The 13,733-nt window shown below is 72.4% G+C and carries 12 protein-coding genes; 6 read left to right on the forward strand and 6 right to left on the reverse strand.

Annotation, left to right across the window (positions count from 1 at the left end; genetic code table 11):
* Positions 1-11 precede the first annotated feature (11 nt).
* Positions 12-1,040 (forward strand): hypothetical protein, encoded by a 1,029-nt coding sequence (locus ABZ128_RS04490; protein ID WP_356845997.1) that lies wholly within the window; start codon positions 12-14, stop codon positions 1,038-1,040.
* A 62-nt stretch (positions 1,041-1,102) separates the two neighbouring features.
* On the opposite strand, the gene ABZ128_RS04495 is transcribed toward ABZ128_RS04490, so the two are convergent.
* A complete protein-coding gene (locus ABZ128_RS04495) occupies positions 1,103-1,789 on the reverse strand; it encodes a GNAT family protein (protein WP_356845998.1) in 687 nt (228 codons plus the stop codon).
* A 638-nt stretch (positions 1,790-2,427) separates the two neighbouring features.
* Between ABZ128_RS04495 and ABZ128_RS04500 the strand changes: the two genes are divergently transcribed.
* Positions 2,428-3,105 carry a (2Fe-2S)-binding protein gene (locus ABZ128_RS04500; protein ID WP_356845999.1) on the forward strand — a complete coding sequence of 226 codons (678 nt, stop codon included), beginning with the start codon at positions 2,428-2,430 and terminating at the stop codon, positions 3,103-3,105.
* Positions 3,106-3,205: 100 nt separating this feature from the next.
* Here ABZ128_RS04500 and ABZ128_RS04505 read toward each other — a convergent pair whose 3' ends face one another.
* Positions 3,206-5,002, reverse strand: a complete 1,797-nt coding sequence (locus ABZ128_RS04505) for a S8 family serine peptidase (RefSeq protein ID WP_356846000.1) — start codon at positions 5,000-5,002, stop codon at positions 3,206-3,208.
* A gap of 229 nt (positions 5,003-5,231) precedes the next feature.
* Complete coding sequence (locus ABZ128_RS04510) at positions 5,232-6,590, reverse strand: cation:dicarboxylase symporter family transporter (protein WP_356846001.1); 1,359 nt, start codon at positions 6,588-6,590, stop codon at positions 5,232-5,234.
* Positions 6,591-6,695: 105 nt separating this feature from the next.
* Here ABZ128_RS04510 and ABZ128_RS04515 point away from each other — a divergent pair, with 105 nt between their 5' ends.
* Together ABZ128_RS04515 and ABZ128_RS04520 are read left to right on the forward strand one after the other, a co-directional pair.
* Complete coding sequence (locus tag ABZ128_RS04515; RefSeq protein WP_356846002.1) at positions 6,696-8,300, forward strand: sensor histidine kinase; 1,605 nt, start codon at positions 6,696-6,698, stop codon at positions 8,298-8,300.
* Positions 8,297-9,037: a response regulator gene (locus tag ABZ128_RS04520; RefSeq protein ID WP_356846003.1), complete on the forward strand. Its 741-nt coding sequence runs from the start codon at positions 8,297-8,299 to the stop codon at positions 9,035-9,037. The genes ABZ128_RS04515 and ABZ128_RS04520 overlap by 4 nt, the downstream gene beginning before the upstream one ends.
* Here the strand turns inward: ABZ128_RS04520 and ABZ128_RS04525 are convergent.
* Both ABZ128_RS04525 and ABZ128_RS04530 read right to left on the reverse strand, forming a co-directional pair.
* Positions 8,989-9,840 (reverse strand): tyrosinase family protein, encoded by an 852-nt coding sequence (locus ABZ128_RS04525; protein WP_356846004.1) that lies wholly within the window; start codon positions 9,838-9,840, stop codon positions 8,989-8,991. The genes ABZ128_RS04520 and ABZ128_RS04525 overlap by 49 nt on opposite strands.
* Entirely contained in the window at positions 9,837-10,226 is a 390-nt protein-coding gene (locus ABZ128_RS04530) for a tyrosinase cofactor (protein WP_356846005.1), read from the reverse strand. Before ABZ128_RS04530 ends, ABZ128_RS04525 begins: the two co-directional genes overlap by 4 nt.
* Before the next feature lie 257 nt (positions 10,227-10,483).
* Here ABZ128_RS04530 and ABZ128_RS04535 point away from each other — a divergent pair, with 257 nt between their 5' ends.
* Entirely contained in the window at positions 10,484-11,875 is a 1,392-nt protein-coding gene (locus ABZ128_RS04535) for a glutamate decarboxylase (RefSeq protein WP_356846006.1), read from the forward strand.
* A 70-nt stretch (positions 11,876-11,945) separates the two neighbouring features.
* Here ABZ128_RS04535 and ABZ128_RS04540 read toward each other — a convergent pair whose 3' ends face one another.
* Positions 11,946-12,689 carry a DUF2182 domain-containing protein gene (locus tag ABZ128_RS04540; RefSeq protein WP_356846188.1) on the reverse strand — a complete coding sequence of 248 codons (744 nt, stop codon included), beginning with the start codon at positions 12,687-12,689 and terminating at the stop codon, positions 11,946-11,948.
* Between the two features lie 245 nt (positions 12,690-12,934).
* Between ABZ128_RS04540 and ABZ128_RS04545 the strand changes: the two genes are divergently transcribed.
* Positions 12,935-13,585 carry a DUF1326 domain-containing protein gene (locus ABZ128_RS04545; RefSeq protein ID WP_356846007.1) on the forward strand — a complete coding sequence of 217 codons (651 nt, stop codon included), beginning with the start codon at positions 12,935-12,937 and terminating at the stop codon, positions 13,583-13,585.
* Positions 13,586-13,733: the final 148 nt, after the last annotated feature.

Consider the following 13,733-nt stretch of genomic DNA (forward strand, 5'->3'; position numbering starts at 1 on the left):
GAAAGGCCCCGATGACCGTCCAACGCCGGATCCTGATCCTCGTCTGCTCCGTCGTCCTGCTCGCCGCCGTGGGGGTGCTCGCCGTCGTCCGGGCCTCCTCCCGGGCCGACCAGAAGGACCAGACCCAGGCCGGCGGCCCGCAGGTCACCCGGGGCGAGGTGTCCCTGGCCCCGGCGGACGGCGGCCGGCGCATCGTGTTCCGGAACATGGCGTGGGGCCCGCACCGCGACGAGCTCGCCACCGTCCCCGCCGACGCGCCCGCGGGCCCCCGTACCGCCTCCGGGGTGAGCTGCCTGCGCTTCCACTCGGCGGCCGGCACCGGGATCTGCCTCCAGGCCGACAAGGGCGGTGTCCAGGAGAGCTACCGGGCCGTGGTCCTCGACTCCCGGCTGCGGCAGGTCTCCGCGCATCCGCTGGCCGGCATCCCCACCCGGGCCCGGGTCTCGCCCGGCGGCCACCTGGTCGCCTGGACGGTCTTCGTCGGCGGGGACTCGTACGCCGGGACGAACTTCTCCACCCGTACCTCCCTGCTCGACCTGCGCACCGGCAGGCTCGACGCCTCCCTGGAGGACTTCGCCATCCGCAAGGACGGCAAGGCGTACCGCAATGCCGACGTGAACTTCTGGGGCGTGACCTTCGCCGCCGACGAGCGGACCTTCTACGCGACGCTCGCCACCGGCGGCCAGACCCACCTGGTCCGCGGCGACCTCGCCGAACGCACCGTGACCACGCTCCGCGAGAACGTGGAATGCCCGTCGCTGTCCCCCGACGGGACCCGGCTCGTCTTCAAGAAGCGGGTGCCCGGCCTGCCGGCCGACGCCCCGTGGCGGCTCTACGTCCTGGACCTCGCCTCCCTGCAGGAGACCCCGCTCGCGGAGGCGCGCAGCGTGGACGACCAGGTGGTGTGGACCGACGACCGGACCGTCGTCTACTCCCTGCCCGGCGACTTCGGCGCCGACCTGTACCGGGTGCCGGCCGACGGAAGCGGCGAGCCCGTCACGCTCATGGCCTCGGCCCTCGCCCCGGCCTTCCTCGGCTGACGCCGGAGGGGAAGGACCGGGGCGGAGCCGCCGAGGGGGCCGTTACGCCGTTTGCAGGACCGTTACGCCGGGATCAGCGTCTTGCGGCGGCGCTTGCGCGGCGCCCCCGCGGACAGCCTCAGCTCGATGATCGACCGTACGGCCGGCCACTCCTCGTCGAGGATCGAGTAGAAGGCGGTGCTGCGCACGGCGCCGTCGAGCCCCCGGGAATGGGCCCGGCGGACCCCCTCGCAGGTGAACCCGAGCTTTTCCATCGCCGCACGCGAGCGCACGTTGCGGGCGTCGGCACGCAGCGAGATGCGGCGCACGCCCCAGGTCTCGAAGGCGTGGCGGAGCAAGAGGAGCTTCGCCTCGGTGTTGATGCCGGTTCCCTGGGCGCCCGGGGACAGCCAGGTATTGCCGATCTCGGCGGCATCGGGGATCGCCGTCGCCGGATCACCGAAGGGGACGCCCGTGACGGCGGGCCACACCAGAGGTCCCTGCCAGTAATCGAGTTCGAGGAAGCGGGTCGAACCGACGACCCGGCCGTCGGTGGCTCTGACCACCGCGAAGGAGAGCGATCGACCCGCCGCCTGGTCGGCGAGGGCGCGGTCGATGTACTCGTGGGACGCCTGCACCCCATGGGGTACGGGGGTGAAGGCGTAAGTCGTACGATCCTCGGCCCCGGCCACGGCCAAGGCCTCGGTGTGGTGGGGGGCGAGGGGCTCCAGCCGCACGGTGCGGCCGGCGAGGAGTACGGGTACGGGCACGGAGCCTTCGGTCCTTCTGGGCGGTGGGGTGGTTGCACAGTGTGCGCTCCTGACGTCACCCCCCGCGCAAAACGCGGGTGAAAGGCAACGGGCTGTCAGGTGAACGCGAGTGGCTCAATGTAGCCCCTAAATGTGCTCTCATGAACCCCCAAAATGGCAACGCCGCGGCCATGTTTTCCGATGACGTCGATCCCCGGATCCCGGGGCCCGTAATCCTGATCCACGGACAACCGTTCTTGTGCCGCGAAAACCGCTCTGACCTGCGAAGATGCAGGGGGCGTCCGGTGCGGCCGGACGGCGGTGGGCCCGGCCGCCGCGGGGGCCTCGCCGAGGCCCTCCGGGGCCGTCCCCGCGCCGCGCTCGCGCCCGCCCCGCGGGCAGGGCCGCGCAGCTGCCCGCCGGGCCCTGCCCGCAGGGGGAAGTGGCCCGCCCGACCGGTCCCCGAACGGACCAGTGCGCTGGGCCATCCGACTGGTCGGACCACCGGGTGGCGGTACGGATCCTGCCCCACTGCGTGTGATCGCCTTCTGCTCCACCCGCGTGGCCGGCCTCACACCCGCCCGCACCGGCCGGTACCAGGGATTCCTCGGGGCCGGGGTCCGTGGGGGGATCTGCAGCCGCCTGAGATCATCGTGCCCATGGACATGGACGACGTACTGCGGCGCCTGGCGGCCGTGGGGCCGTTCTTCGAGGTGCCGTACGGCCCGCAGCCGCCCGGGGAGGGGTTCCGGCCCCTGACCCGGCTGTACGGGGAGCAACTCGGGGAGTACGTCGGCGAGGTGGGTCGGCGGATCGGCAGCGGGAGCGGGCGGGTGGCGGCGTCGACCGCGCAGTTCGGGATCGCCTCGCGGCTGTGGTCGCTCGGGCTGGGCTGCGCCGCGCTGGCCGGGCGGGTGCCGGACCTCGCGGCGGACCGGGTGTGGTGGCGGATGCCGGCCGGGGGCTCGCTCCAGCTGTGGCTTCCCTCCCCGGGGGACGGGGCCCTGCCCGCCGAGGAGCTCGGCGCGAGCGTGCTGGGCCACCTCGCGGTCCTCGACGCGGCACTGCGGGAGCGGTTCGGGGTATCGCCCAGGGTCCTGCGCGGGAACACCGCGTCGGGGCTGGTGGGCGCCTTGCGGGTGCTGATCGACCGGGTGCCCGGCGGGGCGGCGGTGGACCTCGCGGCCGCCCTGCTGGCCGAGGGCGGGGCGCTCGGCGGAGCCGGTACCTTCCTGCACGAGGAGGGCCTGGGGGTGGCTTTCGTACGGCGCAGCTGCTGCCTCTACTACAAGGTGCCGGGCGGCGGCTTCTGCGGGGACTGCGTCCTGCGCCGGTGAAACCCGCCCCCGGGTGCATCCGGCGGGGCCGCGGGGCCCGAAGGACGCAGGAGAGCCCCCGCTCCGTCGGCGGAGCGGGGGCTCGTGTGCTGCGGCGCGACTAGAACGTGAGGTTCCAGGCGTCGATCTTGCCGGTGTCGGCGTTCGCGTTGTCGTTCACGCGGAGCTTCCAGAGGCCGTTCGCCACCTCGGAGGAGGCGTTGACGGTGAAGGTCTGGATGATGTTGTCGGTGCCGCCGCCTGCCCGGTTGCTCAGGGTGTAGACGGAGCCGTCCGGGGCCACCAGGTCGACCTTCAGGTCCCCGATGTAGGTGTGCTTGATGTCCACGCCCACCTTGAGGGTCGCGGGCGCGTTGCCGCTCACCCCGCTGACCGTGATGGGGCTCTCCACGGTGGCGTTGTCGTTGATGGCGAAGTCACCGAGGTTCTCGAAGTACTTGCCGGGCGGCGGGGTGGAACCGACCGCCTTCAGCGCGTCGACCTGGCCCTCGCCGAAGAAGGCGTTGTTCGCCGTGGTGCCGGTGCAGCGGCTGTCCGAGGGGCAGGCGATGTCGTTGGCCTGGGTGGCCAGCTTGTCGCGGATCTGCGCCGGGGTGATGCCGGGGTTGGTGCTGGCGATGAGCGCGGCGACGCCCACGACGTGCGGGGTGGCCATCGAGGTGCCGCTCTTGGAGCCGTACGTGCCGCCCGGCAGCGTGGAGTACACGTTGCTGCCCGGCGCCGCTACGTCGATGACGCCCTGGCCGTAGTTGGAGAAGGAGGCCTTGGTGACGCCGGTGCCGTTCGCCGCGACCGTGACCACGCCCGGCAGCTCGGTCGGGATGTCCAGGCAGGCGTTGGTGATGGTGCGGGTGACCGGCGTCGAGTCGTTCGGGCTCGCGGAGTCGGTCGTCTTGTGGGCGAGGTCGTAGTCCTCGTTGCCCGCGGCGGCGATCTGGAGCGAGCCCTTGCTCTCCGCGTACTGCTGGGCGCGCTTGACGCCCTCGATGATGGCGGCCTGGTCGATGTTGTCCGGGCAGTTGAACTGCCACGGGTCCGTGTAGTAGCTGTTGTTGGTGACCTTGAAGCCGTGGTCACCGGCCCACACGAAACCGCAGATGGTGTTCTCGGCGAAGAAGAACGAGTTCCCCGGCTCGGCGACGCGGACCGCGGAGATCTTCACGCCCGGGGCCACGCCGATGACGCCCTTGCCGTTCTTGGCCGCCGCGATGGTGCCCGCGACGTGCGTGCCGTGGGTGTCCACGTCCCGCCAGGCGCCCGCACGGGTGTCGGGCTTTCCGTAGGCGCAGGAGACGGAGTCGGCCGCATTGAAGTTCGGCGCCAGGTCCTGGTGCTGGTCGTCGACGCCGGTGTCGAGGATGCCGACCTTGACGGAGGAGGAGCCGGTGGTGACGGCCCACGCCTGGTCCGCCTTGATCTGGCTCATGTCGGCGCGGACGGGCTCGCCCGCGGGGGTGCTTGCCTGGCTCGGGTTGGCGGGCAGCGCCGGGTTGTAGGCGTCGGCCGGTACGTCCGAGGTGCGGGTCGCCCCGACCTGCTGGACGCCGCTGACCCCGCGCATGGTGGCGGCGAAGCCGGCCGAGGCGGAGTGGGCGACGATCACGCCGATGGAGTCGAAGTTCGAGAAGACCGTGCCGCCGTTGGCGGCGATGGCCGAGCGCACCGCAGAGCTGTCACCGGGGGCGGTGATCACCAGGTAGGCACGGGTGCCGGCAACCCAGGTCGCACTCTGGGAAGTCGGCGCCGCGGCCGGGGCCATGGCACGGGCGGACGGGGCGGAGGGGCCGACCGGAGCCGTGCCGGCGAGAGCGGCCGGGGCGCCGAAGGCCAGTGCGGCGCCGAGGGTGGCGGCCAGTACGAGCGTACGTCGAGGTCGGCTGGATATGTGGGGTATCAATGCGTCCTCCGAAGACGGCCCGGCGGTGCGGGTGGCACCGGTCGGGCCGTACGAAACGAGTGGTGGACGCAAGATGTCAGACGCGTGCCCGGGTACGGAAGTACCTTTTACAGCAGGACACTTTGCAAGACGGTGGCTGAAAATCGCCCATGGGTACGGGTGTGTGGGCCGACCGGGCTGGGCACCGTGGGGGCGAGCCCTGCCCGGTCGGCCCTTCGGGGCGTCCCGGTCAGGCCGGTACGCCGTCCTTGGCGCCGGCCGGCTGGCCCGGCACGGGGGCCGCGGGCTCGGCGGCGTGGGGGTCGTCGACCAGACTGGCCTCGTCGAACTCCAGCCTCCCGGCCAGGACTTCGGTGGCGCGCCCGCGGTCGAACTCCTTCGTCCAGGTGCCGATGAGGACCGTCGCCACCGCGTTGCCCGCGAAGTTCGTCAGGGCCCGGGCCTCGCTCATGAAGCGGTCGATGCCCACGATCAGCCCGACGCCGTCGACGAGTTCCGGCCGGTGCGTCTGCAGGCCGCCCGCCAGCGTCGCGAGGCCGGCCCCGGTGACCCCGGCCGCGCCCTTCGAAGCCACGATCATGAACAGCAGCAGGGAGATCTGCTCGCCCAGGGCGAGCGGCTTGCCCATCGCCTCCGCGATGAACAGCGAGGACATCGTCAGGTAGATCGCGGTCCCGTCCAGGTTGAACGAGTAGCCCGTCGGCACCGTGATGCCGACGACCGGCTTGGCCACGCCCAGGTGTTCCATCTTCGCGATCAGCCGCGGCAGCGCCGACTCCGAGGAGGAGGTCGACAGGATCAGCAGGAACTCCCGGCCCAGATAGCGCAGCAGCGAGAAGACGCTGATCCCCGCGCACACCCGCAGCAGGGTCCCCAGGACGACGAACACGAACAGCAGGCAGGTCGTGTAGAAGCCGATCATGATGACGGCCAGGGACTTCAGGGCGTCGATGCCGGTCGCACCGACCACCGCCGCGATGGCCCCGAACGCGCCCACCGGCGCCGCCCACATGATCATCGCGAGGACCCGGAACACCAGTGTCTGCACGTGTCCGATCCCGCGCAGCAGCGGCTCGCCCGCCGCGCCCATCGCCTGGATCGCGAACCCGCACAGCAGCGCCACGAGCAGGGTCTGCAGCACCTGTCCGCCGGTGAAGGCGGACACCAGGGTGGTCGGGATGATCCCCAGCAGGAAGTCCGGTGTGCTCTGCGCGGCGCCCGCCTTGGCCTGGGCCTCACCTGCGTGGCGCGCCGCCTCCGTGAGGTGCAGGCCGCTGCCGGGCTCCAGCAGGTTCCCCACGAGCAGGCCGATCGCCAGCGCCACCGTGGACATGATCATGAAGTAGCCGAGGGCGAGACCGCCCACCGCACCCACCTTGGCGGCCTTGCGCACCGACCCGATGCCCAGCACGATCGTGCAGAAGATCACGGGCGAGATCATCATCTTGATGAGGTTCACGAAGCCGGTGCCCAGCGGCTTGAGCTCCACGGCCGCGCCGGGCGCGGCGAAGCCGACGGCGATGCCGAGCAGCACCGCGGCGATCACCGCGATGTAGAGATAGTGGGTCTTGTCGGCTCTGGCGGCCACGTCGCCTCCTGGTGGTGATTGCGTTCCGGGAGACCATCGCCCACCGCTGTGACCCCGGTCACCCTTGCGTTCATTGAGTTCACGGCGGAAGGCAGACTGAGCGGCATGTTCCGCTTCCTCCGGCCGCCGCGCAGCCTCGCCGGCCAGCTGTTCGCCATGCAGGTGCTGCTGGTCGCCGTCGTCGTCGCCGGCTGCGCTGTCTTCGCGTACGCCTCGGCCCGCGGCCAGGCGGAGGAGGCGGCCCGGCGCCAGGCGGGGTCCGTGGCCCGCGCCGTCGCCGACTCCCCGTCCGTCATCGGGGCCGTACGCGCCGCCGGCCCGGCCGGCAGCCCCTCGTCCGCGCTCCAGCCCTACGCCGAGCGGGTCCGGGTCGACTCCGGGGTGGACTTCGTGACGATCATGGCCCCGGACGGGCGGCGCTGGACCCACCCCGACCCGCGGCGCATCGGCGAACCCTTCATGGGCAACACCGCCCGGGCCCTGCGCGGCGAGACCTTCAGCGAGACCTACACCGGCACCCTCGGACCCTCGATCCGGGTGGTCACCCCGCTCCTGGACCAGGGCCGGATCGTCGGCATGGTCAGCGCCGGCATCACCGTCCGCGCGATCAGCGCCCGGCTCGCCGAGCAGCTCACCGCCCTCGCCTGGGTCGCGGCCGGGGCCCTGGCCCTCGGCGGCGTCGGCACGTACGTCGTCAACGCACGGCTGCGGCGGCACACCCACGGCATGAACGCGGCCGAGCTCAGCCGGATGTACGACTACCACCAGGCGGCCCTCCACGGGGTCCGCGAGGGGCTGCTCCTGCTCGACGGACAGCGCAGGATCACCCTGGTCAACGACGCCGGACGGGAACTGCTCGGGGTCCACGGGGAGATCAGGGGCACCGGGGTCGCCGACCTCGGGCTGCCCGCACCGCTCACCGGCGCCCTGCTGGCCGACCGGCCCCGGGTCGACGAGGTCCACCTGACCGCCGACCGGGTCCTGGTGGTCAACAGCGCACCGGTGGCGGGCGGCGGCCGCCGCGGCACCGTCGTGACCCTGCGCGACCACACCGAACTCCAGTCGCTGACCGGCGAGCTGGACCAGGAGCGCGGGTTCACCCGGGCGCTGCGCTCCCAGGCCCACGAGGCCGCGAACCGGCTGCACACCGTGGTCTCCCTCATCGAGCTCGGCCGGGCGGACGAGGCCGTGGAATTCGCCACCGCCGAACTGGAGCTGGCCCAGGCGCTCACCGACGAGGTGGTCACCGCCGTGGGGGAACCGGTCCTGGTGGCCCTGCTGCTCGGAAAGGCCGCCCAGGCCCACGAGCGGGGCGTCCAGCTGGTGGTCACTCCCGACAGCCGGGCCGCCGTCGGGCGGACCGCCGCGCTCCCGGCCCGGGACCTCGTCACCGTCCTCGGCAACCTCCTGGACAACGCGGTCGACGCCGTGACGGGGGTGCCGGGCGCCAGGATCGCCGTCACGGTCCGGCCCGACGAGGACGGGCTGCTGCTGCGCGTCACCGACAACGGCCCCGGTCTGCCCGAGGGCGCTGCGGCCGACGTGTTCCGGCGCGGCTGGTCGGGCAAGGGTGAAGGGCGCGGCCTCGGCCTCGCCCTGGTCCGGCAGGTGGCCCACCGGCACGGAGGCAGCGCGGAGGCCGCCGAAGTGCCGGGCGGAGGCGCTCAGTTCACCGTACGACTGCCCACGGGAAGGGAGCCGAAGGCGTGAGCGGGCCGCGCGGGCACGGAGCGGGCGGCCCGGAGGCCGCCGAGGTACGGGTGCTGGTGGTCGAGGACGATCCGGTCGCCGCCGACGCGCACGCCCTGTACGTGGGTCGGGTGCCCGGTTTCACGGCCGTGGGCGCCGTCCACTCCCTCGCGGAGGCCACCCGGGTCCTGGAGCGGACCCCGGTCGACCTGCTGCTGCTAGACCTCGGCCTGCCCGACGGCCACGGGTTGCGCTTCGCGCGCCGGCTCCGGGCCTCCGGGCATCCCGTCGACGTGATCGTCGTGACCTCGGCGCGGGACCTGGCCGTGGTCCGCGAGAGCGTCTCGCTCGGCGTCGTCCAGTACGTACTGAAACCCTTCGCCTTCCCCACGCTGCGCGAACGGCTGCTGCGCTACGCCGAGTTCCGCGCGACGGCCGGGGAGGCGGCCGGTCAGGACGACGTGGACCGGGCCCTGGCCGCCCTGCGTGCCCCGAGCCCCGCCGAGCTGCCCAAAGGCCTCAGCGCGCCGACCCTGGAGCGGGTCGCCGCGCTGCTGCGGGCGGCGCCCGAGGGTCTGACCGCCGCCGGGGCGGCCGAGGCGGCCGGGACCTCGCGGATCACCGCCCGGCGCTATCTGGAGTACCTGGTGGACACCGGACGCGCGGACCGCACCCCCCGCTACGGCCAGGTCGGCCGCCCCGAACTGCACTACCGCTGGCTGGCGGCGGCCGCTGCCGGCTCGGTGTCGAAGGTGTAGAACTTCCGGTGGTCGAGCATGTCGGCCGGGGTCACGTCGTTCCAGGGCCGCATGGTGTCGTGCAGGTCCACGACGTTCGCGGTGCCGGCGGCGGGCAGGTAGGGCGACTGCGGGTGCCGGGCCTGCCACTCGGCCCACAGCTTGTCGACGTAGGCGTGGTGCATCCAGAACACCGGGTCGTTGGGGGAGACCCCGGTGGCCATCTGGCCGCCGACCCAGACGTGCACCCGGTTGTGCAGGTTGGCGCCGCGCCAGCCCTCCAGGTGGTTGCGGAAGCCGTTCGAAGAGCTGTTCCAGGGCGCCGCGTCGTAGACCGGCATGTTCAGCACGGCGTCGACCTCGGCCTTGGTGGGCAGCTCGGCCGCGCCGGTGCCGAGGGCGCGCCGCAGGTAGCCGCGTCCGTCCACGCGTACGGCTATGTTCCACTTGCCGGCGGCGTACGCGAACGGCCCGTCGAGGACCTGCCCGTCCCGGGCGCGTCCGGTGCCGCCGAGGAAGTCCGCGGCCCAGAGGGAGGAGCGGGTGGTGCGGTCGACCGTCCAGTCCCAGTACGGAAGCGAAACCTTCGCATCCACTTTCTGCAGCTGCGCCTCGAATTCGAGCAGAAACCGGCGGTGCCAGGGCAGGAAGGAGGGGGAGCGGTGGCCGACCCGGTCGCCGGCGTCGGTGTCCGCCATGATGAAGCCGTTGTGGGTGGTGACGAACCGGTCGTAGACGCCGGTGCGCTTGAGTTCGAGCAGTGCGTTGGTGAAGGCGCGCTTCTCCTCGGGGGTGAGCGCGGCCTGGTTCTTGCGGACGGTCATGCCGTGCCTCCCGCGGGCGCGAGCGGGAGGAGCGCGGCGCCCTGGAGCTCGCGTACGGCGGCGCGGGCGAGGGACGCGGGGTCGGAGAACGTCTCGTAGTGGTTGACCACGCTGATCCAGGTGCCGTCGGCGTTGCGCATCACGTGCAGTTCGCGGCCGTCTATCCGTACGGTCGGCAGGCCGGGGGAGTGGTGGCCGCCGTGGTGGCCGCCCCCGCCCGGGGTGATCTGGATGCGCCGGCCCTGGTAGACCTCGTCGACCGTGCCGGAGGCCGAGGGGGCGCGGGAGTCGGCGGCGGCCGCGTGCGCGGTGACGCCGGCGAGGCCGAGGGCGGTGAGTGCGCCGGCGGTGGTGCCCATGGCCTGCCGGCGAGTGATCTTGTTCATGGCCCGAAGAGGTATCAGCAGCCCCTGAACCCCGAGCCGTTATCCGGACATCTGCGGATAAGTTGCACATAGAACCAGTTGGTCAGATCTTCCCGTCCGAGCCGATTCCAGCGGTCCGGACGGGAAGATCTGTGGGGATCATCTTACTGGACAGTAATTTTTTCTGTCGGGGTGGCGCCCTATGGAGGGGATCACATCGCAGAGTCGGCCGGAACCTGAAGCCGGATTTACCGCTATCCGTCACCTATAGTCCGGATATGCCGCTCCATGAGACGAAGCACGCCCGCACCCGCGACGCCGACACGGACGTGTTCACGTCCGCCCTGAGCAGCCAGGTCCTCCCCAAGTACCGGATGCCCGAGGACCAGTCGTCCTCGCAGGCGGTCTACGAGCTGCTCCACAACGAGCTCCTCCTCGACGGCAACGCAGCCCAGAACCTGGCCACTTTCTGCACCACCTGGTCCGACGACGGCGTCCGCCGCCTCATGGCCGAATGCCTCGACAAGAACATGATCGACAAGGACGAGTACCCGCAGACCGCCGAGATCGAGGCCCGCTGCGTCAACATCCTGGCCGACCTGTGGCACGCGCCGGCGGGCGCCCCGGCCACCGGCTGCTCCACCACCGGCTCCAGCGAGGCCGCCATGCTCGGCGGCCTCGCCCTCAAGTGGCGCTGGCGTGCCCGCCGCCACGCCCAGGGCCTGCCCGCGGACCGGCCCAACCTGGTGTGCGGACCGGTCCAGGTCTGCTGGGAGAAGTTCGCCCGGTACTTCGACGTCGAGCTGCGCCAAGTCCCCCTGGAGGAGGGCGCCACCGGCCTGCGCCCCCACCAACTCGGCAGCCACGTCGACGAGAACACCATCGGCGTCGTCGCCATCCTCGGTGTCACCTACACCTGCGACTACGAACCCGTCGCCGACCTCGCCGCCGAACTCGACCTGATCCAGAGCGCGCACGGCTGGGACGTCCCGATCCACGTGGACGCGGCCAGCGGCGGCTTCGTCGCCCCCTTCCTCCACCCCGACGTGATGTGGGACTTCCGGCTGCCGCGGGTCGCCTCGATCAACACCTCCGGCCACAAGTACGGGCTCGCCCCGCTCGGCGTCGGCTGGATCGTCTGGCGCACCGCCGACCTGCTGCCGCCCGAACTCGTCTTCCACGTGGACTACCTGGGCGGCGACATGCCGACCTTCGCCCTCAACTTCTCGCGCCCCGGCGGCGAGGTCATCGCCCAGTACTATCTGTTCCTGCGCCTCGGCCGCAGCGGCTACCGGCGCGTCCAGCAGTCCTGCGCCGACACCGCCCGCCACCTGGCCGCCGCCATCGCCGCGATGGGCCCCTTCACCCTCCTGTACGACGGCCAAGGCGCCCTCCCCGCCGTCTGCTACCGGCTCACCGACCCGGCCGCGGCGGGCTTCAGCCTCTACGACCTCTCCGACCGGCTCCGGATGCGCGGCTGGCAGGTGCCCTCGTACCCGCTGCCCGCCGACCGCGCCGACACGGTCGTCCAGCGCGTGCTCGTCCGGCACGGGGTGACCCGCGACCAGATCGCCCTGCTGGCCGCGGACGTGCGCCGGGCCGTGGACCACCTGACGGCCAACCCCCAGCCCCTCCCGGCCACCGCACCCCGCTCGGGCTTCCACCACTAGGGCCGTGTCGTGTGGATCAGGCCGGATCGGCCCGCGGCGCCGCTCGCCCGCCCGATCCGGAAGACACGGCCTACGGCCCGGGCATCCCCATGTCCGTCATCGGGGTCTGTGCCGGTTCCAGGCCGGGCAGGAGCCAGCTCTGGAACGGGGCCAGGACGGCGAGGACCAGGAAGGCGATGCCGACCGCCGTCGAGACGACCGGGCCCAGGCGCCAGAGTTTCTCCACGAAGATCACGACGGCCACCGCCGCCATCGCCGCGATGTTCATGACGCCGAGCGGAACGAGGACGATCATCAGCCCCCAGCAGCAGCCGACGCAGTACAGGCCGTGGTGCAGTCCCACCCGCAGGTCACGGGCCCGGGGGCGGAAGCCCGCGTAGCGGACGAGCTGGCCCATGGGACTGCGGCAGTGGCGCAGGCAGACGTCCTTGAGCGGCCCGAGCTGCTGGAGCCCGGCGAGCAGGAAGGCCGCGGCGCCGATCCAGCGGCCGGCGGTGGGGTGGCGGTCCACCAGGGGCCCGGTCGCGGCGAGGATCCCGTACGTGACCAGGCCGAAGGCCGTCCAGGCCAGCAGGTAGCCGGCCACGAACTGGGCCGTCCGGGCGGCGCGGGCCGGTCCCGTCGACCGGCGGCCGATGGCCCGTGCCCAGGTCAGGGCCACCGGCGCCACGGACGGGAACATCATGGCGGTCATCATGACCAGCCAGAAGACCAGGAAGAGCGCGATGCCCAGGCCCATGGTGCCCGGCTCCGCGCCCATGCCGCGGGCCTGGTCCACGACCAGGACCCAGGCGAGCACCGCGAGGAGCACCATCAGGGACCAGGCCAGGGCCAGCTCCCGTACCGACAGCAGGTTCGCCGGCCGCAGGGGCGGGGGGTAGGCCTTCGGGTCGAGGCGTCGCACGGTTCCAGCACAGCACAGCGCCCGGACAGGGGCACGCGTTACCCGGCACGGGGGACAATGGGGGGACGAGACCTGTGCGACCGGGCGCGTGCCGGTGAGGGCCCACAGGGGCTTCGCCGACCTCGTCCCGCGCTGGGGCACGAGGAGGCGGTCAGATGTCCGAGACGACAGCGGCGGTTCCGAAGTGGCACGTCGCCGGGGACTGGTTCGACACCTGCAAGTGCAACGTGCCGTGCCCGTGCTCCTTCGCGCAGCCGCCCACCTTTGGTGAGTGCGACGGCGTCCTGGCCTGGCACATCCGCGAAGGGCGCTACGGGGACGTGAGGCTCGACGGCCTCAACGTGCTGATGCTCGGGTCGTTCACCGGCAACCTGTGGGACGAGCACACCGACGCCTACGGGGCGGTGTTCCTCGACGAGCGTGCCGACGACGCCCAGCGCGAGGCCCTCATGATGATCTTCGGTGGTCAGGCGGGCAGCTGGCCGGCCGAGATGATGACGATGTTCGGCGCCGAGGTGCGGGGCATGGACTACGCCCCCGTCGAGATCGAGGTCGCGGCCGACCTGTCCGGCTGGCGGGCCACCGTGCCCGGACGGGTCGAGGCGAGTGCCGAGGCGCTCACCGGCACCACGACGCCGGAGGGCGCGCGCTGCCAGTCGACCAACCTGCCGGGATGCGAGACCGGGCCCGGCCAGACCGCGACCTGGGGCCGCTCGACCGCGGACCGGGCCGACGCCTTCGGCTTCCAGTGGAGCCGGGAAGGGCAGTCGAGCAAGCACATCACCTTCGACTGGACCGGCCCGTGACGCGGTGACCCGGTGAGCCCGCGGTCGCGGTGACCCGCGCCCCCGCGACTTCTGTCCTTCGGCGCAGCGTCCCTGTTGTCGGGCCCCGGCTGCGACGACCCCTCAGCTGCGTGCGGCGGCCCGTTCCGCAGCCGGTTGGGGCCCCCTT

This window comes from Streptomyces sp. NPDC006326, assembly GCF_040612915.1.
In the GTDB taxonomy this organism is placed as follows: domain Bacteria; phylum Actinomycetota; class Actinomycetes; order Streptomycetales; family Streptomycetaceae; genus Streptomyces.

Bases quoted from the DNA above. Each gene is read 5' to 3' on its own strand.
- ABZ128_RS04540 (WP_356846188.1), bottom strand. From the start codon at position 12,689: ATGGTGCTCCTCGCGGTGCTCGCCTGGGTCCTGGTCGTGGACCAGGCC.
- ABZ128_RS04530 (WP_356846005.1), bottom strand. From the start codon at position 10,226: ATGAACAAGATCACTCGCCGGCAGGCCATGGGCACCACCGCCGGCGCA.
- ABZ128_RS04545 (WP_356846007.1), top strand. From the start codon at position 12,935: ATGTCCGAGACGACAGCGGCGGTTCCGAAGTGGCACGTCGCCGGGGAC.
- ABZ128_RS04490 (WP_356845997.1), top strand. From the start codon at position 12: ATGACCGTCCAACGCCGGATCCTGATCCTCGTCTGCTCCGTCGTCCTG.
- ABZ128_RS04515 (WP_356846002.1), top strand. From the start codon at position 6,696: ATGTTCCGCTTCCTCCGGCCGCCGCGCAGCCTCGCCGGCCAGCTGTTC.
- ABZ128_RS04525 (WP_356846004.1), bottom strand. From the start codon at position 9,840: ATGACCGTCCGCAAGAACCAGGCCGCGCTCACCCCCGAGGAGAAGCGC.
- ABZ128_RS04500 (WP_356845999.1), top strand. From the start codon at position 2,428: ATGGACATGGACGACGTACTGCGGCGCCTGGCGGCCGTGGGGCCGTTC.
- ABZ128_RS04535 (WP_356846006.1), top strand. From the start codon at position 10,484: ATGCCGCTCCATGAGACGAAGCACGCCCGCACCCGCGACGCCGACACG.